The sequence below is a fragment of the Neobacillus niacini genome (genome assembly GCF_031457145.1).
GTDB lineage: Bacteria > Bacillota > Bacilli > Bacillales > Cytobacillaceae > Neobacillus > Neobacillus niacini_J.
In genome coordinates this window covers 109,708-128,352 of sequence record NZ_JAVDVZ010000014.1, presented here as the reverse complement: position 1 = coordinate 128,352, position 18,645 = coordinate 109,708, and the positions used below count along the sequence as shown (strand labels likewise).

18 protein-coding genes and 3 pseudogenes are annotated in these 18,645 nt (G+C 38.8%); 19 read left to right on the top strand and 2 right to left on the bottom strand.

The window, feature by feature from the left end; all coding sequences use genetic code 11:
• Window positions 1-105 (top strand): annotated as a pseudogene (locus tag J2Y03_RS24025) (glutathione peroxidase); the annotation flags it as partial.
• Window positions 106-470: 365 nt separating this feature from the next.
• Here the strand turns inward: J2Y03_RS24025 and J2Y03_RS24020 are convergent.
• The gene (locus J2Y03_RS24020; protein WP_310199208.1) at window positions 471-1,154 is read right to left on the bottom strand and encodes a M20/M25/M40 family metallo-hydrolase; all 684 of its coding nucleotides are present in this window, start codon (window positions 1,152-1,154) and stop codon (window positions 471-473) included.
• A gap of 732 nt (window positions 1,155-1,886) precedes the next feature.
• On the opposite strand from J2Y03_RS24020, the gene J2Y03_RS24015 reads away from it, so the two are divergent.
• The 14 genes and pseudogenes from J2Y03_RS24015 (at window position 1,887) to J2Y03_RS23960 (ending at window position 14,036) form a co-directional block, all read left to right on the top strand.
• Window positions 1,887-2,129, top strand: a complete 243-nt coding sequence (locus tag J2Y03_RS24015) for a hypothetical protein (RefSeq protein WP_310199207.1) — start codon at window positions 1,887-1,889, stop codon at window positions 2,127-2,129.
• Window positions 2,130-2,482: 353 nt separating this feature from the next.
• Window positions 2,483-2,845: a DUF3895 domain-containing protein gene (locus J2Y03_RS24010; protein ID WP_310199205.1), complete on the top strand. Its 363-nt coding sequence runs from the start codon at window positions 2,483-2,485 to the stop codon at window positions 2,843-2,845.
• A 42-nt stretch (window positions 2,846-2,887) separates the two neighbouring features.
• Window positions 2,888-3,178, top strand: coding sequence for a competence protein CoiA family protein (locus J2Y03_RS29045; RefSeq protein WP_396954261.1), 291 nt, complete (start codon window positions 2,888-2,890; stop codon window positions 3,176-3,178).
• A gap of 55 nt (window positions 3,179-3,233) precedes the next feature.
• A pseudogene (locus J2Y03_RS24005) lies at window positions 3,234-3,936 on the top strand (Tn3 family transposase); the annotation flags it as partial.
• Window positions 3,937-3,953: 17 nt separating this feature from the next.
• A complete protein-coding gene (locus J2Y03_RS29040; RefSeq protein ID WP_396954262.1) occupies window positions 3,954-4,100 on the top strand; it encodes a helix-turn-helix domain-containing protein in 147 nt (48 codons plus the stop codon).
• Window positions 4,087-5,628, top strand: a complete 1,542-nt coding sequence (locus J2Y03_RS24000) for a class I adenylate-forming enzyme family protein (protein WP_310199203.1) — start codon at window positions 4,087-4,089, stop codon at window positions 5,626-5,628. Before J2Y03_RS29040 ends, J2Y03_RS24000 begins: the two co-directional genes overlap by 14 nt.
• A 50-nt stretch (window positions 5,629-5,678) precedes the next feature.
• On the top strand, window positions 5,679-6,449 hold the full coding sequence (locus J2Y03_RS23995) for a DNA-binding response regulator (protein WP_310199201.1): 771 nt from the start codon (window positions 5,679-5,681) through the stop codon (window positions 6,447-6,449).
• Between the two features lie 288 nt (window positions 6,450-6,737).
• A pseudogene (locus J2Y03_RS23990) lies at window positions 6,738-7,589 on the top strand (3-hydroxybutyryl-CoA dehydrogenase).
• Window positions 7,567-7,851, top strand: a complete 285-nt coding sequence (locus J2Y03_RS23985) for an enoyl-CoA hydratase/isomerase family protein (RefSeq protein ID WP_310199199.1) — start codon at window positions 7,567-7,569, stop codon at window positions 7,849-7,851. The pseudogene J2Y03_RS23990 and the gene J2Y03_RS23985 overlap by 23 nt, the downstream one beginning before the upstream one ends.
• A gap of 85 nt (window positions 7,852-7,936) precedes the next feature.
• Window positions 7,937-9,133: an acetyl-CoA hydrolase/transferase family protein gene (locus J2Y03_RS23980; protein WP_310199197.1), complete on the top strand. Its 1,197-nt coding sequence runs from the start codon at window positions 7,937-7,939 to the stop codon at window positions 9,131-9,133.
• A 169-nt stretch (window positions 9,134-9,302) separates the two neighbouring features.
• Window positions 9,303-10,658, top strand: coding sequence for an MFS transporter (locus tag J2Y03_RS23975; RefSeq protein WP_310199195.1), 1,356 nt, complete (start codon window positions 9,303-9,305; stop codon window positions 10,656-10,658).
• 1,005 nt (window positions 10,659-11,663) lie between these two features.
• Window positions 11,664-11,981, top strand: a complete 318-nt coding sequence (locus tag J2Y03_RS23970) for a hypothetical protein (RefSeq protein WP_310199193.1) — start codon at window positions 11,664-11,666, stop codon at window positions 11,979-11,981.
• A 472-nt stretch (window positions 11,982-12,453) separates the two neighbouring features.
• Window positions 12,454-13,626, top strand: coding sequence for an extracellular catalytic domain type 1 short-chain-length polyhydroxyalkanoate depolymerase (locus J2Y03_RS23965; RefSeq protein WP_310199191.1), 1,173 nt, complete (start codon window positions 12,454-12,456; stop codon window positions 13,624-13,626).
• Between the two features lie 128 nt (window positions 13,627-13,754).
• The gene (locus tag J2Y03_RS23960; RefSeq protein ID WP_310199189.1) at window positions 13,755-14,036 is read left to right on the top strand and encodes a 5-methylcytosine restriction system specificity protein McrC; all 282 of its coding nucleotides are present in this window, start codon (window positions 13,755-13,757) and stop codon (window positions 14,034-14,036) included.
• Window positions 14,037-14,040: 4 nt separating this feature from the next.
• On the opposite strand, the gene J2Y03_RS23955 is transcribed toward J2Y03_RS23960, so the two are convergent.
• Window positions 14,041-14,235: a hypothetical protein gene (locus tag J2Y03_RS23955; RefSeq protein ID WP_310199187.1), complete on the bottom strand. Its 195-nt coding sequence runs from the start codon at window positions 14,233-14,235 to the stop codon at window positions 14,041-14,043.
• Between the two features lie 179 nt (window positions 14,236-14,414).
• Between J2Y03_RS23955 and J2Y03_RS23950 the strand changes: the two genes are divergently transcribed.
• The 4 genes from J2Y03_RS23950 to J2Y03_RS23935 all read left to right on the top strand — a co-directional run bounded on the left by J2Y03_RS23950 (window position 14,415) and on the right by J2Y03_RS23935 (window position 18,534).
• On the top strand, window positions 14,415-15,278 hold the full coding sequence (locus J2Y03_RS23950) for a gamma-glutamylcyclotransferase (RefSeq protein ID WP_310199185.1): 864 nt from the start codon (window positions 14,415-14,417) through the stop codon (window positions 15,276-15,278).
• A gap of 374 nt (window positions 15,279-15,652) precedes the next feature.
• Complete coding sequence (locus tag J2Y03_RS23945; protein WP_310199183.1) at window positions 15,653-16,372, top strand: DUF6241 domain-containing protein; 720 nt, start codon at window positions 15,653-15,655, stop codon at window positions 16,370-16,372.
• 357 nt (window positions 16,373-16,729) lie between these two features.
• Entirely contained in the window at window positions 16,730-18,076 is a 1,347-nt protein-coding gene (locus J2Y03_RS23940) for an FAD-dependent oxidoreductase (RefSeq protein WP_310199181.1), read from the top strand.
• Window positions 18,077-18,213: 137 nt separating this feature from the next.
• Window positions 18,214-18,534, top strand: a complete 321-nt coding sequence (locus J2Y03_RS23935) for an iron-containing alcohol dehydrogenase (RefSeq protein WP_310199179.1) — start codon at window positions 18,214-18,216, stop codon at window positions 18,532-18,534.
• Window positions 18,535-18,645 lie beyond the last annotated feature (111 nt).

Sequence of the window (18,645 nt, the reverse complement as noted above, 5' to 3'; positions counted from 1 at the left end):
AACTTTACGAAGTTTTTAATTGATCAAGATGGAAAAGTTGTTAAACGTTATGCACCAACTGTGAATCCTGAAGAAATTGAAGAAGATATTAAAAATTTATTATAAATATAAAACTCATTATCGAAACAAAAAAAGCCTCCGTTTCTAATAGGAGGCTTTTACTAGTGTCTACTTACCGGGGGTAAGATATCAGTAAGCGATTGAGTTCTGCAAGAGCACTCAAAACCGAATTCATGATATAAATAAATATATACATTAGGAATACTCCCTGCGTAGATGATGTCTCAGAGCAAACAGTGTCGTCGATAAGTATTTTCGGTAGGCGGATAAAATATCCGTATTTGTTGTCACGCTTTTGAATAGGACTTGGTGACGTCCCTGTACATTAACAAAGAGGCACCAACTTCCACCAATTATCATATCTCACTCATTGTTCTAATTGGGACAGATAATTAATATTTGACAGAAAATCAATTTTTCGCTTTCTTAACAAGGCTATTTTGTTTAATTAATTGGTGATGTAAAACCGACTCTACTAGCAATACCGTTTCGAAGGTCGACATGTAATCTACTGTTTCCGTCTCTTTGTGTTCATTTTGGTAGCCGGCTGATAGATTGACAGCAGGAATGCCGTACTCTGCAAAAACCATCGCATCACTTACACCACCTGGAGTGATTTTCCAGCCATCCATGCCAGCTAAAATGCCAGCCTTCTCAAATAATTTACCATACTCTTCTGGACAAAAGTGTACATAGTTACTCCACGACGTAACAATATCCCGGTTTCCACGACGGTCAATCACAATGGCAGCATCAACATCCTCAATAAAATCCTGGTCGATTGCACGAGATCCAAGGCAGCCAATTTCTTCTTCTACTGTAAAAGCTACTTTCAAGGTTCCTCTAAAATTGGTCTTTTTCACTCGAGATAGGATTTTGAGAATAACTGCAACTCCTGCACGGTCATCGGAACCAAGAATCCCTTCAGAGCTTCTAAGAATGGAATTTTCTTCTATAATTTCTCGTCCTTCCACGATTTCTTCAACGGTATCCAAATGAGCAGAAAGTAGAACAGTGGGACCATCTCCAAGTTCCACAAACCCGAAAAGATTGCCTTTTCGGTCGATAAATGAGTGATCGATAAGAGAAGACAATTTGTTTCGCACCCTTGAAGAAATCTACTTTCATCGGTGCTTGCACCTGGTACTTGAGGAATATCTGCGAATTATGGCAGATGTGAACCATCCAGAACATGAGGACATGAATACATGGGCCGATAATCAAAAGGAAAGAAACATAAGCCAGCAAAAGATTAATCATAGACTTAAACAAGTAATCAAAGGCTATCGTTTTTCGTATTATTTGTGATTTGATTGAAAAATAGGGGTTTTACCTATCGGAATTAACCAGGCGATCATTATTCGCTATTAGCACAGTGAAATCAAACGACCTTCGAGAAAATATTGCGGCCAATCCTAAAGTAAATCCATATAATCTTTGTGTTGGACAGTATATTTAGGTTCGGTTATTTGGGAGAAAACATTAAAAAACAGCCTAATTGGGGACACAATTCACATGTGAATTAGTGTCCCTTTTTTGTCGTTATATCAATTTCTAACAGATTTAACATAGTAATTAGCACATCAATAAGCATACAAGTTAACAACACCCCATCAATTTATGAGGTATGGCTAAAACCCGTGCTAAAACTTTTACGAATGGAAACACCCGCACAACGATAGGGAATTACAGAAAGAATATTTGATTTGAAGGATATAATTTACTAAAGGTAGTTCGCTTGTAAACAAGTGAACTATTACTTTAAAAGGTAATTGGAAAAAATTATGATATCCTTAATTAAGGGGGGGAATTACTTAAAAAAAAGAATGAACAAATTTTTTGCAACCGCTTTATTTACGTTACTTCTATTAATGTCTGTTGGATGTACCGAAAAAAAGGAAACGAAAACTCAAGATGAGGATATAAAGACCATTGAAGCTGTATTACAGAATAGCCTTACAGGTCCAAGTGATGAATTGAAACAAATATTGGATAAAGAAAGTGAAGAAAAGTATGAAGCGTTAAATAAATATGAAGAAAAGCTATTTAAAAGATTATTTTGCAAATGAAACGTCCTACACGGATTTCGTTAATAGCTACGGTTCGTTAGTAATGATTCAACCGAATAGTGATTATTACAATTTTAAGATAAAAAACATTGAATTTGCTTTCCTACAGAAAACAGTATGGAAAAGAAGTAATACCTTCACAATTTGTCACGACAGTAAAGGATATCCTCTCACCACCTGTCTAAAAAGCGAAAGAAGTTCCAATAAAGCAAAGGTCAACTGATCTTGGCAAAAATCAACATTATCCAAGTTCGCGTGTACGTAATAGTACGCAGCAAGACAGAAGCTGGGGGAAAAGTCTTAGTAGGTTAACTCAGGAGATTGAAGAGCTTTTACAAAAACAAAATGAACAATTGGCTTTAGGGGCTAATTCTATTACAAATCACAACAATACCAAAAGTAAAGCAGTGGACACGATCTCATCTGAAAAAGGTATAGTTGAGTTCATTCAAAACAGAAGTAATCCTGTATTCCTAGTAAGTGAGCTTTGCCAATATCTTATAAAAAACCTTCAAGCTCCATCGGACAAGTATCAAAGTGGAAAATATAAAATTTATCCCAATGTCATTCGTGAATTAGAATTATTATTAAATTCAGGAAGTCTTGAATTCGCCGGAGATAAGGGGATACAGGATCGATATTACAAAAAAATCTCAAAGGAAACCTACACAACCGAAATAGAAAGTGGACCTAAACAAATCTCTTTATTTGATTGAGAGCCCATAAAATATGCTACTAACAATGATAATGAAGATAGAATGACAAAAAGAAATTTTACGAATATGGAGGAAATTATGTATAAGGCTCTACACAAAAATAATTCAATTAATCTTTTGTTGCCTATAAATTTTGAGAAGAAGGAATTATTAATTTCGGATCAGTATAGGTCTGAATATAAATGTCCAGTTTGTAAGGAACCGGTTAAGATTGCATGGGGAGATGTTAGAGCACCTGACTTTAAACATAACCCTAGTTCCCAATGCATTAATAGCCCTGAACATCAGAAAGGTAAAAAGATACTCTATGAGGCTGCATCTAACTCATGGTAATCCAATTTCACCATATAGCCCTCATCATTCCAATTGCTATGAACATTCATCCGGTACTAAATTAGCAGTTGGTCTTAATGTTGAAGAGTATCTTAAGGAGAGAACTACGTCACTACTCCATAGATTACAATGGGTTAGTGAAAACATTGATACGCTTGAAGGGGTCAACATTGAAAAAGGCAGATTCATATTCAGAGACTTGAAAAAGATGTTCCAGAAGAAGTAAAACAATTTAGTGCTACCCTCTATAGCATGCTACCCCGAATTAAACTGACAGATCTACTTTTAGAGGTGGCAAGCTGGACAGGGTTTGATGAGCAATTTATCCACGCTTCCACAAACCGTGCATCTAAATTGGAAGAAAAATCGATTGTTCTAGCAGCACTCATGGCAAAGGGGGACCAATATGGGATTAACCAAAATGGCGGATGCAACGCCTGGTATATCAAATGGCAAATGCTGCTCAATGGAGAATGTACGATGATGTAATGAACAGAGCACAAGCAACTCTCGTAAACTTTCATCATCGTCAATCATTGGCATCTTATTGGGGGGATGGAAGTACATCTTCATCCGATGGTATGCGTGTGCAAGTAGGTGTTTCATCTCTCAGTTCTGACGCTAATCCACATTACAGATGAGGAAGGGGAGGAAGGGGAGCCACTATTTATCGATTTGTCAGTGATCAATTTTCATCATTCTATACGAAAGTGATTAATACGAATGCTCGTGATGCAGTGCATGTCATCGATGAACTTTGCATCATGAGTAAAAAATTGGCAAGACACTTGGAAGGCACCATGGGACAATTGCCCGAGAATTAAAGAGAAATTCACAGAGTAACTACCGGGCAGAGAGGAAGCCGTTTATTATCAAAACGTGTAATCAGACTAAAGGAGCTGACAACTTTGAATTTATATAAGATGTTTTCATTTGCCGTGGAGCGTTTTCCTGATCAGCAGACATTGGTACAAGGAGACAAACGGTATACCTACTCGCAGCTCGCTGAGGAAGTCAATCGGATAGCTTCTGCCCTTCAAAAGCTGGGACTGAAACCGCACGACCGGGTAATGGTCATGTTGAAAAATCGAATTGAAACCACAGTGATGTTCTGGGCCGTTCAGCGGTTAGGCGCGGTTTTCACTCCAATCAACCTCCGTTCATCCGCTGAAGATATCTTGTATTGCGTGAATGATCTAGAGACCAAATTCATTGTATTTGAAGAGGCCGTCAAACACCTGGTAATGAAGCAGAAATTTAATGAGCGACCGTTTTTCATTGGTCTGGAAGAAGGCATCGGCGATATTAGCTACGGTGAGCTTTTGAAATCAGGAAACACTGAAGTGCAACCCCATCCTATTTCGGATGATGATTTGGCTGTTATTTTGTATACATCAGGCACTTCCGGCAAGCCGAAAGGGGTGCCTCGTACGCACAAAAACGAATATTCCGCAACCATTGCCCACATCATCCAATGCGGTTACCAAATGTTTGACCGAACGCTCGGCATTCCAGCATTATCCCATACGATCGGACTGCGTTCCTTATTGGCGATGACGTTTCTCAACGGTGTTTATGTACCTTTGCCAGATTTTGATTCCGAAGAAGCGTTAATGGCTATCACCAAGGAAAACATTAGCTGCCTGTTTATGACTCCGATGATGTATCATGATCTCGTTTTTCATCCTGATGCAAAGCATACTGATTTTTCGAGCATCCATTCTATTGCCTATTCGGGTTCATCGATGTCGGAAGAACTGATTCAAAAATGCGATGAGTTCATGAAGCCGCATTATTTTGTCAATCACTACGGCAGCACGGAAATCTATACTTTTGCCTTCTTTCAGGATGTGAGAAAGAAACCTGGATGCGCTGGAAAACCCGGATTCCATCAGCGTATTAAGCTGATCAATCCGGATCGTGAGTGTAAGGGCATGACTTTCTCAGTGCCAATGAAAGGGGAAATCGGCGAGATTCTTGTGGATATGGATTCGGCAGAAGCTTTTAAAGGCTATTGGAATCGCCCAGACGCCACCAGAAAGGCGATTAAACAGGGCTGGTATTTCACCGGGGATGTGGGCTTCATCGATGACGATGGCGAACTCCATGTCGTCGGACGTGTGGACGACATGATTCTCTCCGGTGGAGAAAATATTTATCCCCAGGAAGTGGGGAAAGTCCTTAGCGAGCATCCGGGTGTGCGTGAAGTGGTGGTTGTCGGCGAAGTCGACAAGCGCTGGGGGCAGATTGTGACTGCCTATATTGTTCCGGATAGGACGGAGTTAACGCCACAGGCGCTTGATCATTTTTGCAAAGCTCATAAGCGATTGCCGAATTACAAGCGGCCGAGAAAATATGTGTTCATTTCCGAAGTTCCAAGGAATTCAGCAGGAAAAATATTGCGCCGAGAACTGCGTGACGGAAACTATACGGAACTGACATCATTTTAATTTTTTTGCTATGTAAACAAATTTGAAATTTGCTGGAAAGGAGAATTGCCTTGGCTGACATTCTTATTGTGGATGACGATATCGAAACGCGCCAGGCGGTGCGCTCCATCCTAAAAGACAGCCCGTACTGTGATTTTCCCATATGGGAGGCGGACACAGCCGAGAAGGGCTTAACCTTAATCAAACACAAACACCCTACTGTGTTGCTAACTGATCTGTCGCTGCCGGATATGGATGGCATCGAGTTTGGAAAAAAAGCGTTAAAAAACCATCCGAATACCCATGTGGTGGTGGTGACACATCTGCAAATGTTTCGAACAGTACAGGATTGCATTAATGCCGGATTTTCGGCTTACCTATTAAAGCCAATTGTAAAAAACGAGCTGCTTCAAGTTTTTAAGAGGCTGATCACGGCACAACTACTTCGTCAAACCCCGCCTATCTTGGAAAAACGGGAGGGGCCATCAGAGGAACTATTGGAGGCTGATCTAGGAAACCCGATTGAAACCGTGATAAAATATATCCAATTAAAATACTATGAACCAATCAAGTTGAAGAAAGCGGCGGATTTTGTATACTTGAGTCCTTCGCATTTCAGCCGGATATTTAAGGAAGAAACGGGAATGAACTTTGTGGAGTTCCTGACGGAATATCGACTGGAAAAATCAAAGCATTTACTGAAGATGACGTCACTGCCGATAGATGTAATCGCAAGCCAAACCGGGTTTTCTAGCCCCGCTTATTTTTCAACGACCTTTAAACGCGAAGAAGGTCAAACACCTAGTGAATACAGAAACATGTTTTCCAACCTTACCAAATAAAAGCAAAAAAACAAAAGTAATAATTAGAAAATTTCGAAACCACTGGGTCCCTTTCTTCATTTACAATGAATACAACCTTTACTATCACATTATAGTTTCAAAGACAATGTGGTCTCGTGGTTTCTCTTATTTAATCCTTATATTTATTAGTCGGCCTCAGCGCGCTAATCTGATGTTGAATTAGGTAAAGATGTGTTTTTCCTTGAAGACTTAATACCGCCTATTCTTCACCAAAAAATGTAAGTATTTTATATAAAGAGAACTGTAGAGGTTGAGGAGGGGAAGGCAATGAATATTCAAAGAGTGATGGTGGTTGGCGCGGGCCAAATGGGAAGCGGCATCGCACAGGTGCTGGCACAATCCGGCTTACTGGTGTTGTTAAATGATATGAAAGGAGAGTTTATCCAAAGAGGTATAGAGAAAATCGCCAAGCAACTTAGCCGAGATGTGGAAAAAGGACGAAAAACCGAAAAGGAAAAATCGGCTATTCTTTCAAGAATTCAAGGTTCCACCGATTTAGGTGATGCAAAGGAAGTTCAATTAGTAATTGAGGCGGCAACGGAAAATAAAGAAATAAAGCTTGCAATTATTCGTAAATTAGACCAAATAATTCCAGAAGAAGCCATTTAGGCTACTAATACATCCTCTCTGCCGATTACAGAGTTGGCGGCAGCGACAAAGAGGCCGGAAAAGTTCATTGGCATGCATTTTTTTAATCCTGTTCCGGTTATGATATTAGTCGAAGTCATTCGTGGTTTGTCGACATCTGAAGAAACCTTTCAAGTTATTGTGGACCTGGCCAGAAACATAGATAAAGTTCCGGTGGACATAAAAGATTTCCCCGGCTTTGCTGCGAACTGCATTCTCGTTCCAATGATTAATGAAGCGATCTATTGCGTTTATGAAGGCATAGCTTCTCCGAAAGACATCGATCAGGTCATGAAACTCGGTGCCAATCATCCAATGGGGCCGCTCACCCTTGCCGATTATATCGGACTTGCCGTGTGCCTGGCGATCATGGAAGTGTTGTATAAAGGATATGGAGATCATAAATATCGTCCATGTCCGCTTCTTCGAAAATATGTAAAAGCCGGTTGGCTCGGCGTGAAAACAGGACGTGGCTTCTACACGTACAATTAAAGGAGCATTTTATTTATGTACAACTTTAAACATCTCATTTATACCATTGAAAACCATTACTATCAATCGGCCTAAGTTTTTAAACGCGCTAAATTCTGAGGTGTTAAAAGAGCTGACTGAATTAGCAGATGCCATCGGAAGCAATCCATCGATCCGTGCCGTCATCCTGTCCAGTGCAGGTGAAAAAGCATTTGTAATCCATTTTCATATAGAGAGAAGAGGAGGAAAAAGCGATGAGTTTTCATACAGAATATCACGCTAAGCGTTGCACAGCAGAAGAAGCTGTTCGTTTTATTGAACCAGGAGATGATATCATCCTACCCATCACGCCTGGTGAACCACCGGCATTGTTGAACGCATTGCCTGGCCATCCACACCTGTCAGGTAACCGTCTTTACCGTATGCTTCCGGTCTATCCAACTCTAGACGTGGAAGTTGAGCGGATTAAGCAGGTGTCCCTATTTTTAGGTGCACATGACCGTCCTGGCTTTCATCAAGGAACAATCGATTTGCTTCCAAATCATTTTTCTGATATCCCATCCCTATTACAAATAGCGACAGCCAACCGTGTAATTATGGCTGCGGTTTCCCCGATGGATGAAAACGGATATTTTTCGTTGGGAACGAGCGTATCCTACGTTGGTCCATTGTTAGATGAAGCGAAGACAATTATTTTGGAAGTGAATGAAAACATGTCTCGTACGTTCGGTGAACAGAATCTAATTCACATTAGCCAGGTGACAGGATTAATTGAAAATCATGTCAAGGTTCATGAGGTGGGGAATCCGGAGTTAAGCGACAAAGATTTTACCATCGGGCAAACCATCGCTGATATTATCAAAAACGGCGATACCCTGCAAGTCGGAATTGGCGCAATGCCGAACGCGGTGATGGAATTTCTGAAGAATCATCGTGACCTTGGTATCTATACAGAAATGCTGCCAGATAAAGTTGTAGACTTGTATGAATGCGGTGCCATTACCAATCAAAACAAGGAGCTTTATAAAGGTAAATTCACCGCTACCTTTGCGCTGGGCACACAACGCTTGTATGATTTTATTCATGAAAATAAGAACGTTCTCATGCTCCCATGCAATGTATCAAACGATATCCGCAATATTGCCCAACTTGATAACCTTGTATCCGTGAATTCTACCGTTGAGGTCGACTTCCTTGGACAGTGTAATTCGGAAACCATTAACGGTAAATATTATTCATCCAGTGGTGGACAAGCGGACTTTTCGAAGGGCGTGAGGCTAACGAAGAATGGACGTGGAATCATCTGCCTATACTCTACGGCGAAGAATGACACGATTTCCAAAATTGTTCCGACGTTACCGCAGGGGACGGTAATCACTACATCTAAAAACGATGTCGACATTATTGTAACCGAGTACGGAAAAGCCGAGCTCAAGGGTAAAACAATCCAAGAGCGCACCAAAGCACTAATCAATATCGCCCATCCAAAATTCAGAGAACATCTCACCTTTGAGGCAACGAATAGGGGATTCCTCCCGCAAAAGAACTTCTACTCTGTATTATGACTAAAAAAACAATTAGTCCATAAACGTACTTAACAATTTGAGTAGGAGAGAAAAGTATGAGCCCAATTCATCAACATACTCATCTGTAAATTTCTGAAACTATATTTGATTTTTGTAACGCTAATATGAGAAATCAATTTTTGTATAGTAAACATTAGGGGGAAGAAATATGCGTTCAATCAATGTAAAGAGTATGATTGATGAATCGAAATTTAATCGCTTTCATGGTCTTGTTTTATTCTGGTGTGCATTTGTCATTGTCTTTGACGGTTTTGATTTAGTCGTGTACGGCTCCGTCGCACCAGTACTGATGGAAGATTGGGGATTAACCCCGGTTCAAACAGGAACTTTAGCAAGTTATGCTCTTTTTGGTATTATGTTAGGCGCCCTCTTTTTTGGTCCGTTAGCGGATAAGATAGGGCGCAAAAATGTTATCATGATTTGTGTGGTTATTTTCAGCCTGTTTACGGTATTAAACGGATTCGCCAGTAATCCGACTGAGTTTGGAGTCTATCGTTTCTTGGCCGGTTTAGGATTTGGCGGGGTTATGCCTAATGCTGTGGCGTTAATGACGGAATATTCTCCAAAATCACTCAAGAGTAGATTGACTACTATGATGTTTAGTGGTTACTGTGTAGGTGGAATGCTTTCAGCAGGGATAGGAATTATATTAATTCCTAAATTTGGATGGGAATCCGTTTTTTTTGTAGCTGTTATACCTTTAATCACGCTGCCGTTGATGTACAAGTACATGCCAGATTCTATCGCATTTCTATTGGCTAAAAATAAAACTAAAGAAGTTGGTCAGATATTATCCAAAGTCAATCCTTCATATACACCTCAGAAAGACGATCGTTATGATATGATAATTCCTGAAAAAACAGGTAATACGGTTGCGCAATTATTTAAAGGTGGACGTGCTTTAAGTACTGTCCTGATTTGGATCACTTTTTCTATGTGCTTACTCATGATGTATGGATTAAATACTTGGTTACCTAAAATAATGGAACAAGCAGGATATGGATTAGGATCAAGCATAATGTTCCTCTTAGTGTTGAATTTTGGAGCCGTTTTCGGGGCTATTTATGGGGGATGGGCGGCAGACCGTTGGAATACGAGAAAAGTCATGATTGTATTTTTTCTGGTAGCTGTGGCCGCTTTAACCTTGCTTGGCTTCGAATTTAATACATTTGTTTTATATACTCTTATAGCGATAGCAGGTGCCACAACTACAGGTACGCAAATTATTGCCTATGCTTTCGCCGCTCAGTATTATCCTACTGAAATACGCTCGACAGGTGTTGGTTGGGCCTCGGGAATAGGACGTTGGGGTGCGATCATGGGTCCGATGATGGGTGGTTTTCTTATTACTATGAATTTACCAATACAACAATACTTTCTTGCCTATGCTATTCCAGGAGTTATTGCAGCAATAGCCCTTGGGTTTGTGAGGGAAAAAAACGCTTCTAAACAGGCTATCGAACAATCTTTTAATGAAGTGTCCGCGGCAACTGGAGAGAAATAAGAACAATAAAGGATGAAAATTTATTTAAGCAGAAGAACGACCGGCTTGAAATCATTTTAGTAACCGTAAGCTACGGTACATACTCAGTTTTAGAAACCTTGTGGATTATTTGCGAATGAATCGCGAATAATTGAAAGCAGCTTCACAATCGTATGTGAGTGATGAAGTGCCGGTCTCACGTTATGTCATTGTTACCCATTCTCGGTGCCAATCAAACTGGATTGCGAAACATTGCACTTAAACAGGTGCACAATCACTATGGATAAATTCTTGAAGTTCTTTTAAATGTTTTGATCTGCAGCAATCAGCGCGATTGTACAACAAAGACACACCTAAATTTCATTTTGGAATTTTTTAGAAAAGTCCCTTAATAAATGGCATAGTATTAAGGGGTAATATAATTAATTTCACTTACTCAATGAAATTCTTTAACAATATCCACACCATCTAATATAAGTAATTTAGAGTCAAATGCCAATTTCTTAACCTCTTCTAGATTTGCTCCATCTTTAATCTTATACTCTACATGGAAAGAACCTACAGTTCCTGGTTCGATAAGACCTGTGCCTCTCTACCCATAGGAACCATTTTAATAAATTTGTTATCATTAATCATTTTCATATTAGATATGGTAATCTGTTCTGCCCTATCGAAACCGGTTATGAAGATAAATGTAGTAGTCAAGAGTATCAATAATATCTTTTTAATAATGTCCCAGCCCCTATATATGATGAATTTTCCCTTTTTAGTATTAACGTTACTTAATGGACTATTCAATTATAGGGGAGCTTTAATTGATAAAAGATTACAGAAATGATCAAATTTTTTTATAATAGAATGATCCAATTGAATATATTATGAGCGTGTTTTGATGGGATCTTTTGTAAAAACAAGCTCTTTCTTTTTGTTCGCTTATCAAGGTTATTAGTATCAATTTGATCAAATATCTTTAAAGCAACACTGGTGCAAATTAACTCTTTTAGTTGACAAATCGTAGACAAACACTTGACAACAGAAAAGAAGAATTTTATCTTTGGTGAACTGATTACCTTAATAGAACCAACGAAAAGAGTTGGCGAAGACGAGGCAGCGACCGCAATTCTCCCATACACAGGGGATGAATTTGGCGTTCCGAATAATGTATACATCCTAGGGACGATGAACACAGCAGATAGATTAATTGCATTAATGGATACTGCTTTAAGAAGAAGGTTTCAGTTTGTTGAAATGATGCCAGACGCTAGTGTTTTAACGAAATTGGGAATTGGTGAAGTTGAGGGTGTAGATATGGTCAGGATGCTAACCATTATTATGGTAGTTTAAGTGTAACTCTTCACAATTTTGCCTAACAAAAGAGACCTTGGTGTCTCTAATGAAATAATTAACATATAAATATGCTCCACTAATAAATGAGGCCTTCTCTGACGCTAAAAATAGCATTAGATCTGATATTTCTTCTATCGAAGTACACTAAGTCGCTGGGCGCTCCTCGAAAAAGCTAAAGCTTTTTCTTTGTGCGAGGCAACGCTTCCGAAGCTTACTCTTGTGGGCTAGACAGTTCCCTACGTTAAAACTTTATACTTTCTTATCTTCCAAAAATACAAAGCAGCGACTGAAGGCAATTCAGTCACTCCTTCCTCTGTTTTCCACTCTAGTCCTAACATTGTGCTTTTCCCTCTACTTTTTACTCTCTAAATCACTTAATCTTTGTTAAAATTATAAAATAAATACTTATGTTGTGACAACCACCGGAATAGGATAGGAAAATAGAGTATAAAAACGGAGGTTAAGTGATTTGGGAGAATTTCTCGATTTTATTTATCACGATTTTAAATACAAACTATATGTCCCTGGTGAATATAATTCAGATAAAGAGTCTCCGTTATTGGTGATGCTTCATGGATGTGGACAAAATCCGGATGATTTTGCTGCAGGCACAAACATGAACACACTTGCTGAAAAGGAAAAATTCCTTGTCCTCTATCCTGATATGAACCATCTGTTAAATCCTTTAGATCCGGCCGGGTATAACCCCTTTGGCTGCTGGAACTGGTTTTTAGATAAAAATCAACACCGCGGAAAGGGACATCCCAAGCTAATTTATGGGATTATTAATGAGGTCAAAAGTAAATACAAGATTGATTCAAATAAAGTGTACGCTGCGGGCTTATCAGCAGGCGGGTCACTAGCCTGTATTCTTGGCGTTACGTATCCAGATGTCTTTAACGGTATCGGAATTTGTTCGGGACTAGCCTATGACGCTGCCAATGTATTTTTTCTAACCGACCCGATGGCTGAGGAAGCTAAAAAAAGTATGGAGAAAGGCGTGCATGACCCATATGCATGCGGAAACAGTGCATTTCAAGAGATGGGAGAGTATAAGAAAAAAATACGGGTGGTTGTTTTCCATGGGATCTGTGATACAACGGTCCACCCCATCAACGGCCAGCAGGTTATTACCCAATGGGCTCAAACCAATTTTCTCGTTGAAGGCGGTATAGGTCTTGCTGATGTTACCCCTGCCCTGGTCAAATCAGATATAATAAATGGAAATAGCTATACCCAGCATGTATATAATGATGGGGACGGCGAACCATTATTGGAACTTTGGATGATCGATAAAATGGGGCATACCTGGTCTGGTGGACGCCCGAATGGTTCTTACACGGACCCCTCGGGTCCAAACGCAACAGAGATCATATGGGATTTTTTCAGTAAGCATCAACAACAGCCGGAAGAAAAACTGATCGAGATTCCGGCCAAAAAACCAAGCTCGGCACTAGTTGAGCTGCCAGTCAATCCACCTGTCCAAACACCAACTGAAACAGCAGCGGAATTACCAATTGAATCATCAGTCAAAACATCGATTGAGTTAACGGTCAAACCGCAGGACGAATCACCAAGCAAATCACCAAAAAAGAACTTTTTTAGCATCCTACTCTCAAAACTTATAAAAAGAAAAAAATAAACAGAAAACTATAGAACCGTCCCTAGTAATCAAAGTTGGTGGGGTTTCCCCTATGATGATCCTGGAATTGTAAATGGCATGTTACATTAACGTGCAGGAAAATAAGGAGCCCTACATTTTTGTCATTGATGAAATCAAATAATCCACATCAGAATTATGGAATATCGCAAGCAGATATGTACCAAATGTACGCGTATTCTAAGAAATATAAAACAAGCGAAGTATGGAAATTATATCCGGTAATTGAGGAAATGAAAGATGTATCTGTAAACTTTGCCTCCTATAGCGATCAATCGGTCGAAATTAATGTTAAATTGTTTTTTGTTAATGTTACTAGGATTGAAAAAAGCTTAGGAAAGTTGAAACAAGAGTTATTAATTAATGTAAATGATGTTTACCTTATTGGCTAAAATGCTAGTAGGGTATTTTTAATAGAGAGAAGTGTGCACCTTCCAAATTTATGGATGGTGCCTGGCACTTTTTTTCAATAGGGACGGTTCTCATGGTACAAGTTAGACAAAAAAGACCGCCAGAACCGTCCCCACGGTCACCAAGGAAGGCAGCTTTAATATCCACGAAATTAATGAAGCGTTGTTTACGTTTGACCAACCATTATTAGGGGCTTAAAATAGTCGCTTTCCAAGTGGCCAAATGCTAGCTAAAGCTATCGCAGGATGTGTCCTGGTCATTCAAAATCAAGCAATTATAAATGAGGACATTGAATGGTTGGGGAATACCATCCTTTTCGATAGATACTCAAGCGATCAAAGATAAGGAGTGGTGAAGATATGGTTAACGTTTTTGTTTATGGAACATTACGAAGGGGAGAAGTAAATGCCCGCCTTTTAAAAAATGCTGCATGTATGGCGGAACAGTGTTGGACCAATGGATTATTGTATGACACAGGATACGGTTACCCTGCAATGACACAATCACCATCATCCCGTATTTATGGTGAACTTTACTCCGTTACGGAAGAGGAACTGGAAAGACTGGACCAGCTTGAAGGCTGTCAAGAGGGTAGAAATGATAATTTGTATGAAAGAATACAACAAAGAGTTTATACCGACAAAGGTGCCTACCGTGCTTTTTTGTATATAGCCAGCAAAGAAAATTTAGTAAAAAGGAAAATACCGGGGGGAGATTGGAAGGAGCACAACCTCTTATTAAACAAAAATGATTATGTTCTTTATTTTGCCTACGGCAGTTGTATGGACAACAAAAGATTCATAGAGGATGGCGTTACTCACTACTTTCAAAACATGGTTGGAGTTGGTGTAGTAACCAACTATAAGCTTCGTTTTACTCGCAGATCATTCATTGATGGAATGGGCCGAGCGGATATTGTTGAAGAAGGCGGAAGAGTGGAAGGAAAGGTATATGAAATTCCGGTTAAAACGTTAAAAGAATACTTGTATCAACGAGAAGGTGCACCAAAAGCATACCGTCCCACTTTCGTAACACTTGAAGTAAACGGTAAGATGGTTCAGGCATTAACATTTGTTGTTGTAAACAAACAGGCGGAAACCACTCCCCCTGATTGGTATGAACAGGAGATCTATAGTGGAGCAAATGGCTTTTTGTCTGCTGACTATATTTCTACTATTAAAAGTCATATTCATTCATTACATTCGATTCATGGAGATAGGTAAAATTGCTGCTTTTACCAGTCAAACTTTCATTGAACTGAAGCGTAGCTTAAAAATGTACTAATCGATACCACGATATCATTTTTCCCTAAAATAGTTACATAAAAAATGATAAACCTATGTCCATTTTCTTCATTTTGGATATGAAATTACCGGGGATTTAATCTGTTTTGACTTCAAACATCATCCTGAGACTCCGAGTATCGTTTTATGGAAACACGAACTGGCACCAGATGAAGGGGATGTAGGAAGTCAGGAAGAAATGAGAAGAATCGGGTTAAAATATATGAATAATTCTTACAATGAATTTATTCATTCCGTGTATTAAATTATGATTCGAAAAAGTATGATTTGCAATGAATAACGGAGGATTCATCATGGGTATACGTAATTATAAGTTTGCCATCATTGTTCTTTCGGGCTTCGTGTTAGCTGGTGGAGGAATGATAGGATATAAGTTTTACCAAGAAGAAAAGAGTGAAGCTGTGATTAAAACTCAACAAAAAGTTCAGAAAGAAGCTTCCCTAGAAGGGATTGGAATTGCAGAAACGAAGGTCATTAGTGCGGAAATGAATCCGATCCAAGAGAATATAGAAACTGCTCAAGAAGCAGTATATTCATTGCCAGAAAGCGAAGAAAAACGGAAGCTACTGGATAGAATCGATTTGGTGAAAAAAGAGTTTGACCGAAATCTAAAGATCAAAGAAGAAGCACGTTTGGCAGAATTAAAAGACGACATTACTCAAGCAAAAATCACTTTAGGTATAGACCAATCTCCTTCAGAAGGAGAATTATTAGAGATTCTACATAATATGACTCACCAAAAGGTACGTTCAGAAGAGAAGTGGGGATTTGTTCATATGACCGAGGTGAACCTTTTAGCAGTGAAAGAAGTCCTCCAGGAGAATCCTGCATTTAATCAAAATATTGATATGCTTGCTATCGTCACTGATTGGTTAAATAATGATTTTAGTAATATTGTAGCTGAACATAACTCAATGTGGAAAATGAAAGATGGTTCAGTTGGAAAAGCATATGGAATCTTAAGCCCAAGTGAAGAAGCGGCACTTGTAAAGGAACAATTTGGAGTTCGCTAATAAAACATGTAGGAGGCTCTTTGTATTGAATAAACATAATTATATTATGTTAACTATAATCAATAACATTCGAATGCATCAGATAAACCATTCCTTGGAAATCAAAGTATCCTTTTGAAAAGTTATTGGATATTTATGTTAATATAAATATAAGAATGTGAAATTTTGTACATATACGGGGCAGATTCAATAAAAGAGTGAATAATTGATAGTTTACAGAATATATAACTATTTTAGAGATGGAGTATCTTCTTGGTAAGGGTGTTTATGTATAATAGCCTTCAAAAGTCACCAATTAATAGGATTATAGTGTATGGAGTAAATACTTAAATTAATATTGATAGGAGTTGCAATGATTTGTTACGAAGGGAAAAAGTTGTTATTATTGGCGGAGGTCTTTCTGGAAAATTGGCAGCACGTGTTCTGTCTGATTTTTTTCAAGAGGTAATTATTTTAGAACGTGATTCAGAACCACATGGACCTTTTCCGAGAAAAGGTGCACCACAAGGTGAGCATATCCATGCACTTCTTTTTGCCGGTGCGAATGGTCTCGAAGAGTTGTTTCCTGGTATTCCTGAGAAGTTTAACGAAAGCGGAGCTGTTAAAATCAATTCCACCCAAGACATTGCATGGTTTCACCATGGGGTTTGGAAACTCCGCTTTGTTGGAGACTACACAACCATTCTTCAAACACGCCCGCATCTAGAATGGGTTATTGAACAATATTTAAAAAGGATCCCCAACGTAACCATACAGTATAGCCAAAACGTTCAAAACTATTTATATATTGAAGAAGAAAATCGAATTACCGGAGTCGAAATAATCGATGGCAGCGACTCCATAAGAACCATAAATGCGGACCTGGTTGTAGATGCAAGCGGAGTAAACAGTCTTTCCTCAAGATGGCTAAACAAGCGAAAAGTTCATATTCCAGAGGAGAAGGTTAAAATTGACTTAAGTTATTTTACAAAAACCCTTCAACTCCCTGACAACCAAACCAGGGACTGGTCCATTAAACTTGTGTATCCAAACCCGCCATTTGAAAAAATCGGGGGAGGCATTTCGAAGGTTGAGGGAAATCGTTATTTAGTCACTTTTATGGGATATCATAACGAAATAAACGAAAAAGAAATTCTGAAAAGTGACAACAGCTTTATAGAAATAGCCAAAAAATTGCCAAAAATGGACATCTATCAAGAACTAAAAGGTGCCACTGATTTATCCAGCACCTCTACCTTCCGTGTGCCAAATATCACTTGGAGAAGATTTGATAAGGTGATTAATTTTCCAAACGGTCTTTTGATGATTGGGGATACGCTATGCCGAATAGATCCTTTTTTTGGGCAAGGTATGACTATTGCAATCCTAGAAGCGCTAGCATTAAAAAAATTGCTTACGAGTCAAAAGTACACCAATCAAAAAATGATAGAAACCTTTCATCAACAGGCCGTCAAAATCATAACCCCTATTTGGAATATGGTGATAACAGAAGATTTCCGTTATCCGGATACTATCGGGAAAAAGCCCGCAGGTCTTTCTATTCAGCAATGGTATGCGAAAAATATTTTTCTCTTATCATCTGAGAATAAAGATGTCTATAACTCTTTTATTAAGGTTATGCACCTACTTCGCCCAACTTCCACCCTGATGCATCCAAGAATTATAAAAAGTGTGTTGAAGCGGGCATTTACAAATAATCGTTAGTATTTTCTATCTAGTAATATTGAAAAAGACGTTTGTTAAAATCGGTAATAAGGAATCGAATAATCTGAATATTCATTATATGAAATAGCATTATCGGGGTTTCTCCATATATCGGGAGTTATTTTGATTAGGAAAAATTGGAAACTAAAGGAGGAGATGTAAATGTGGAAGGAAGTCAGTTTCATTGTGGCACAAGAATTGTAATGGGGAATCAAGTAACAAAGCAAATTTCCAGCTTATTTTCCGAACACTTTCCTGATAGAAAAAGGATTATGATTGTCAGTGATAAAAGGTTAGTAAATCTGGGGTTGATCAATCGGGTATTACAGGATCTCGAACAAGCAGGGTACATACCATTTTTGTATGATCAGGTTGCTCAAAATCCAAGAGATACGGAGATAATGGGTCGTGCTATGCACGGCTGCTTAAATCTTATAAATATCCCTCCTAGGATATAAATTTTTCCTAGGAGGGTATTTTTGTTCAGTAAACCAAAAAACTATTTTATGAGAGAAATATTATTCCAATAATGATTTAACAATAGAATTGATAGAAGATAACAGTATTAA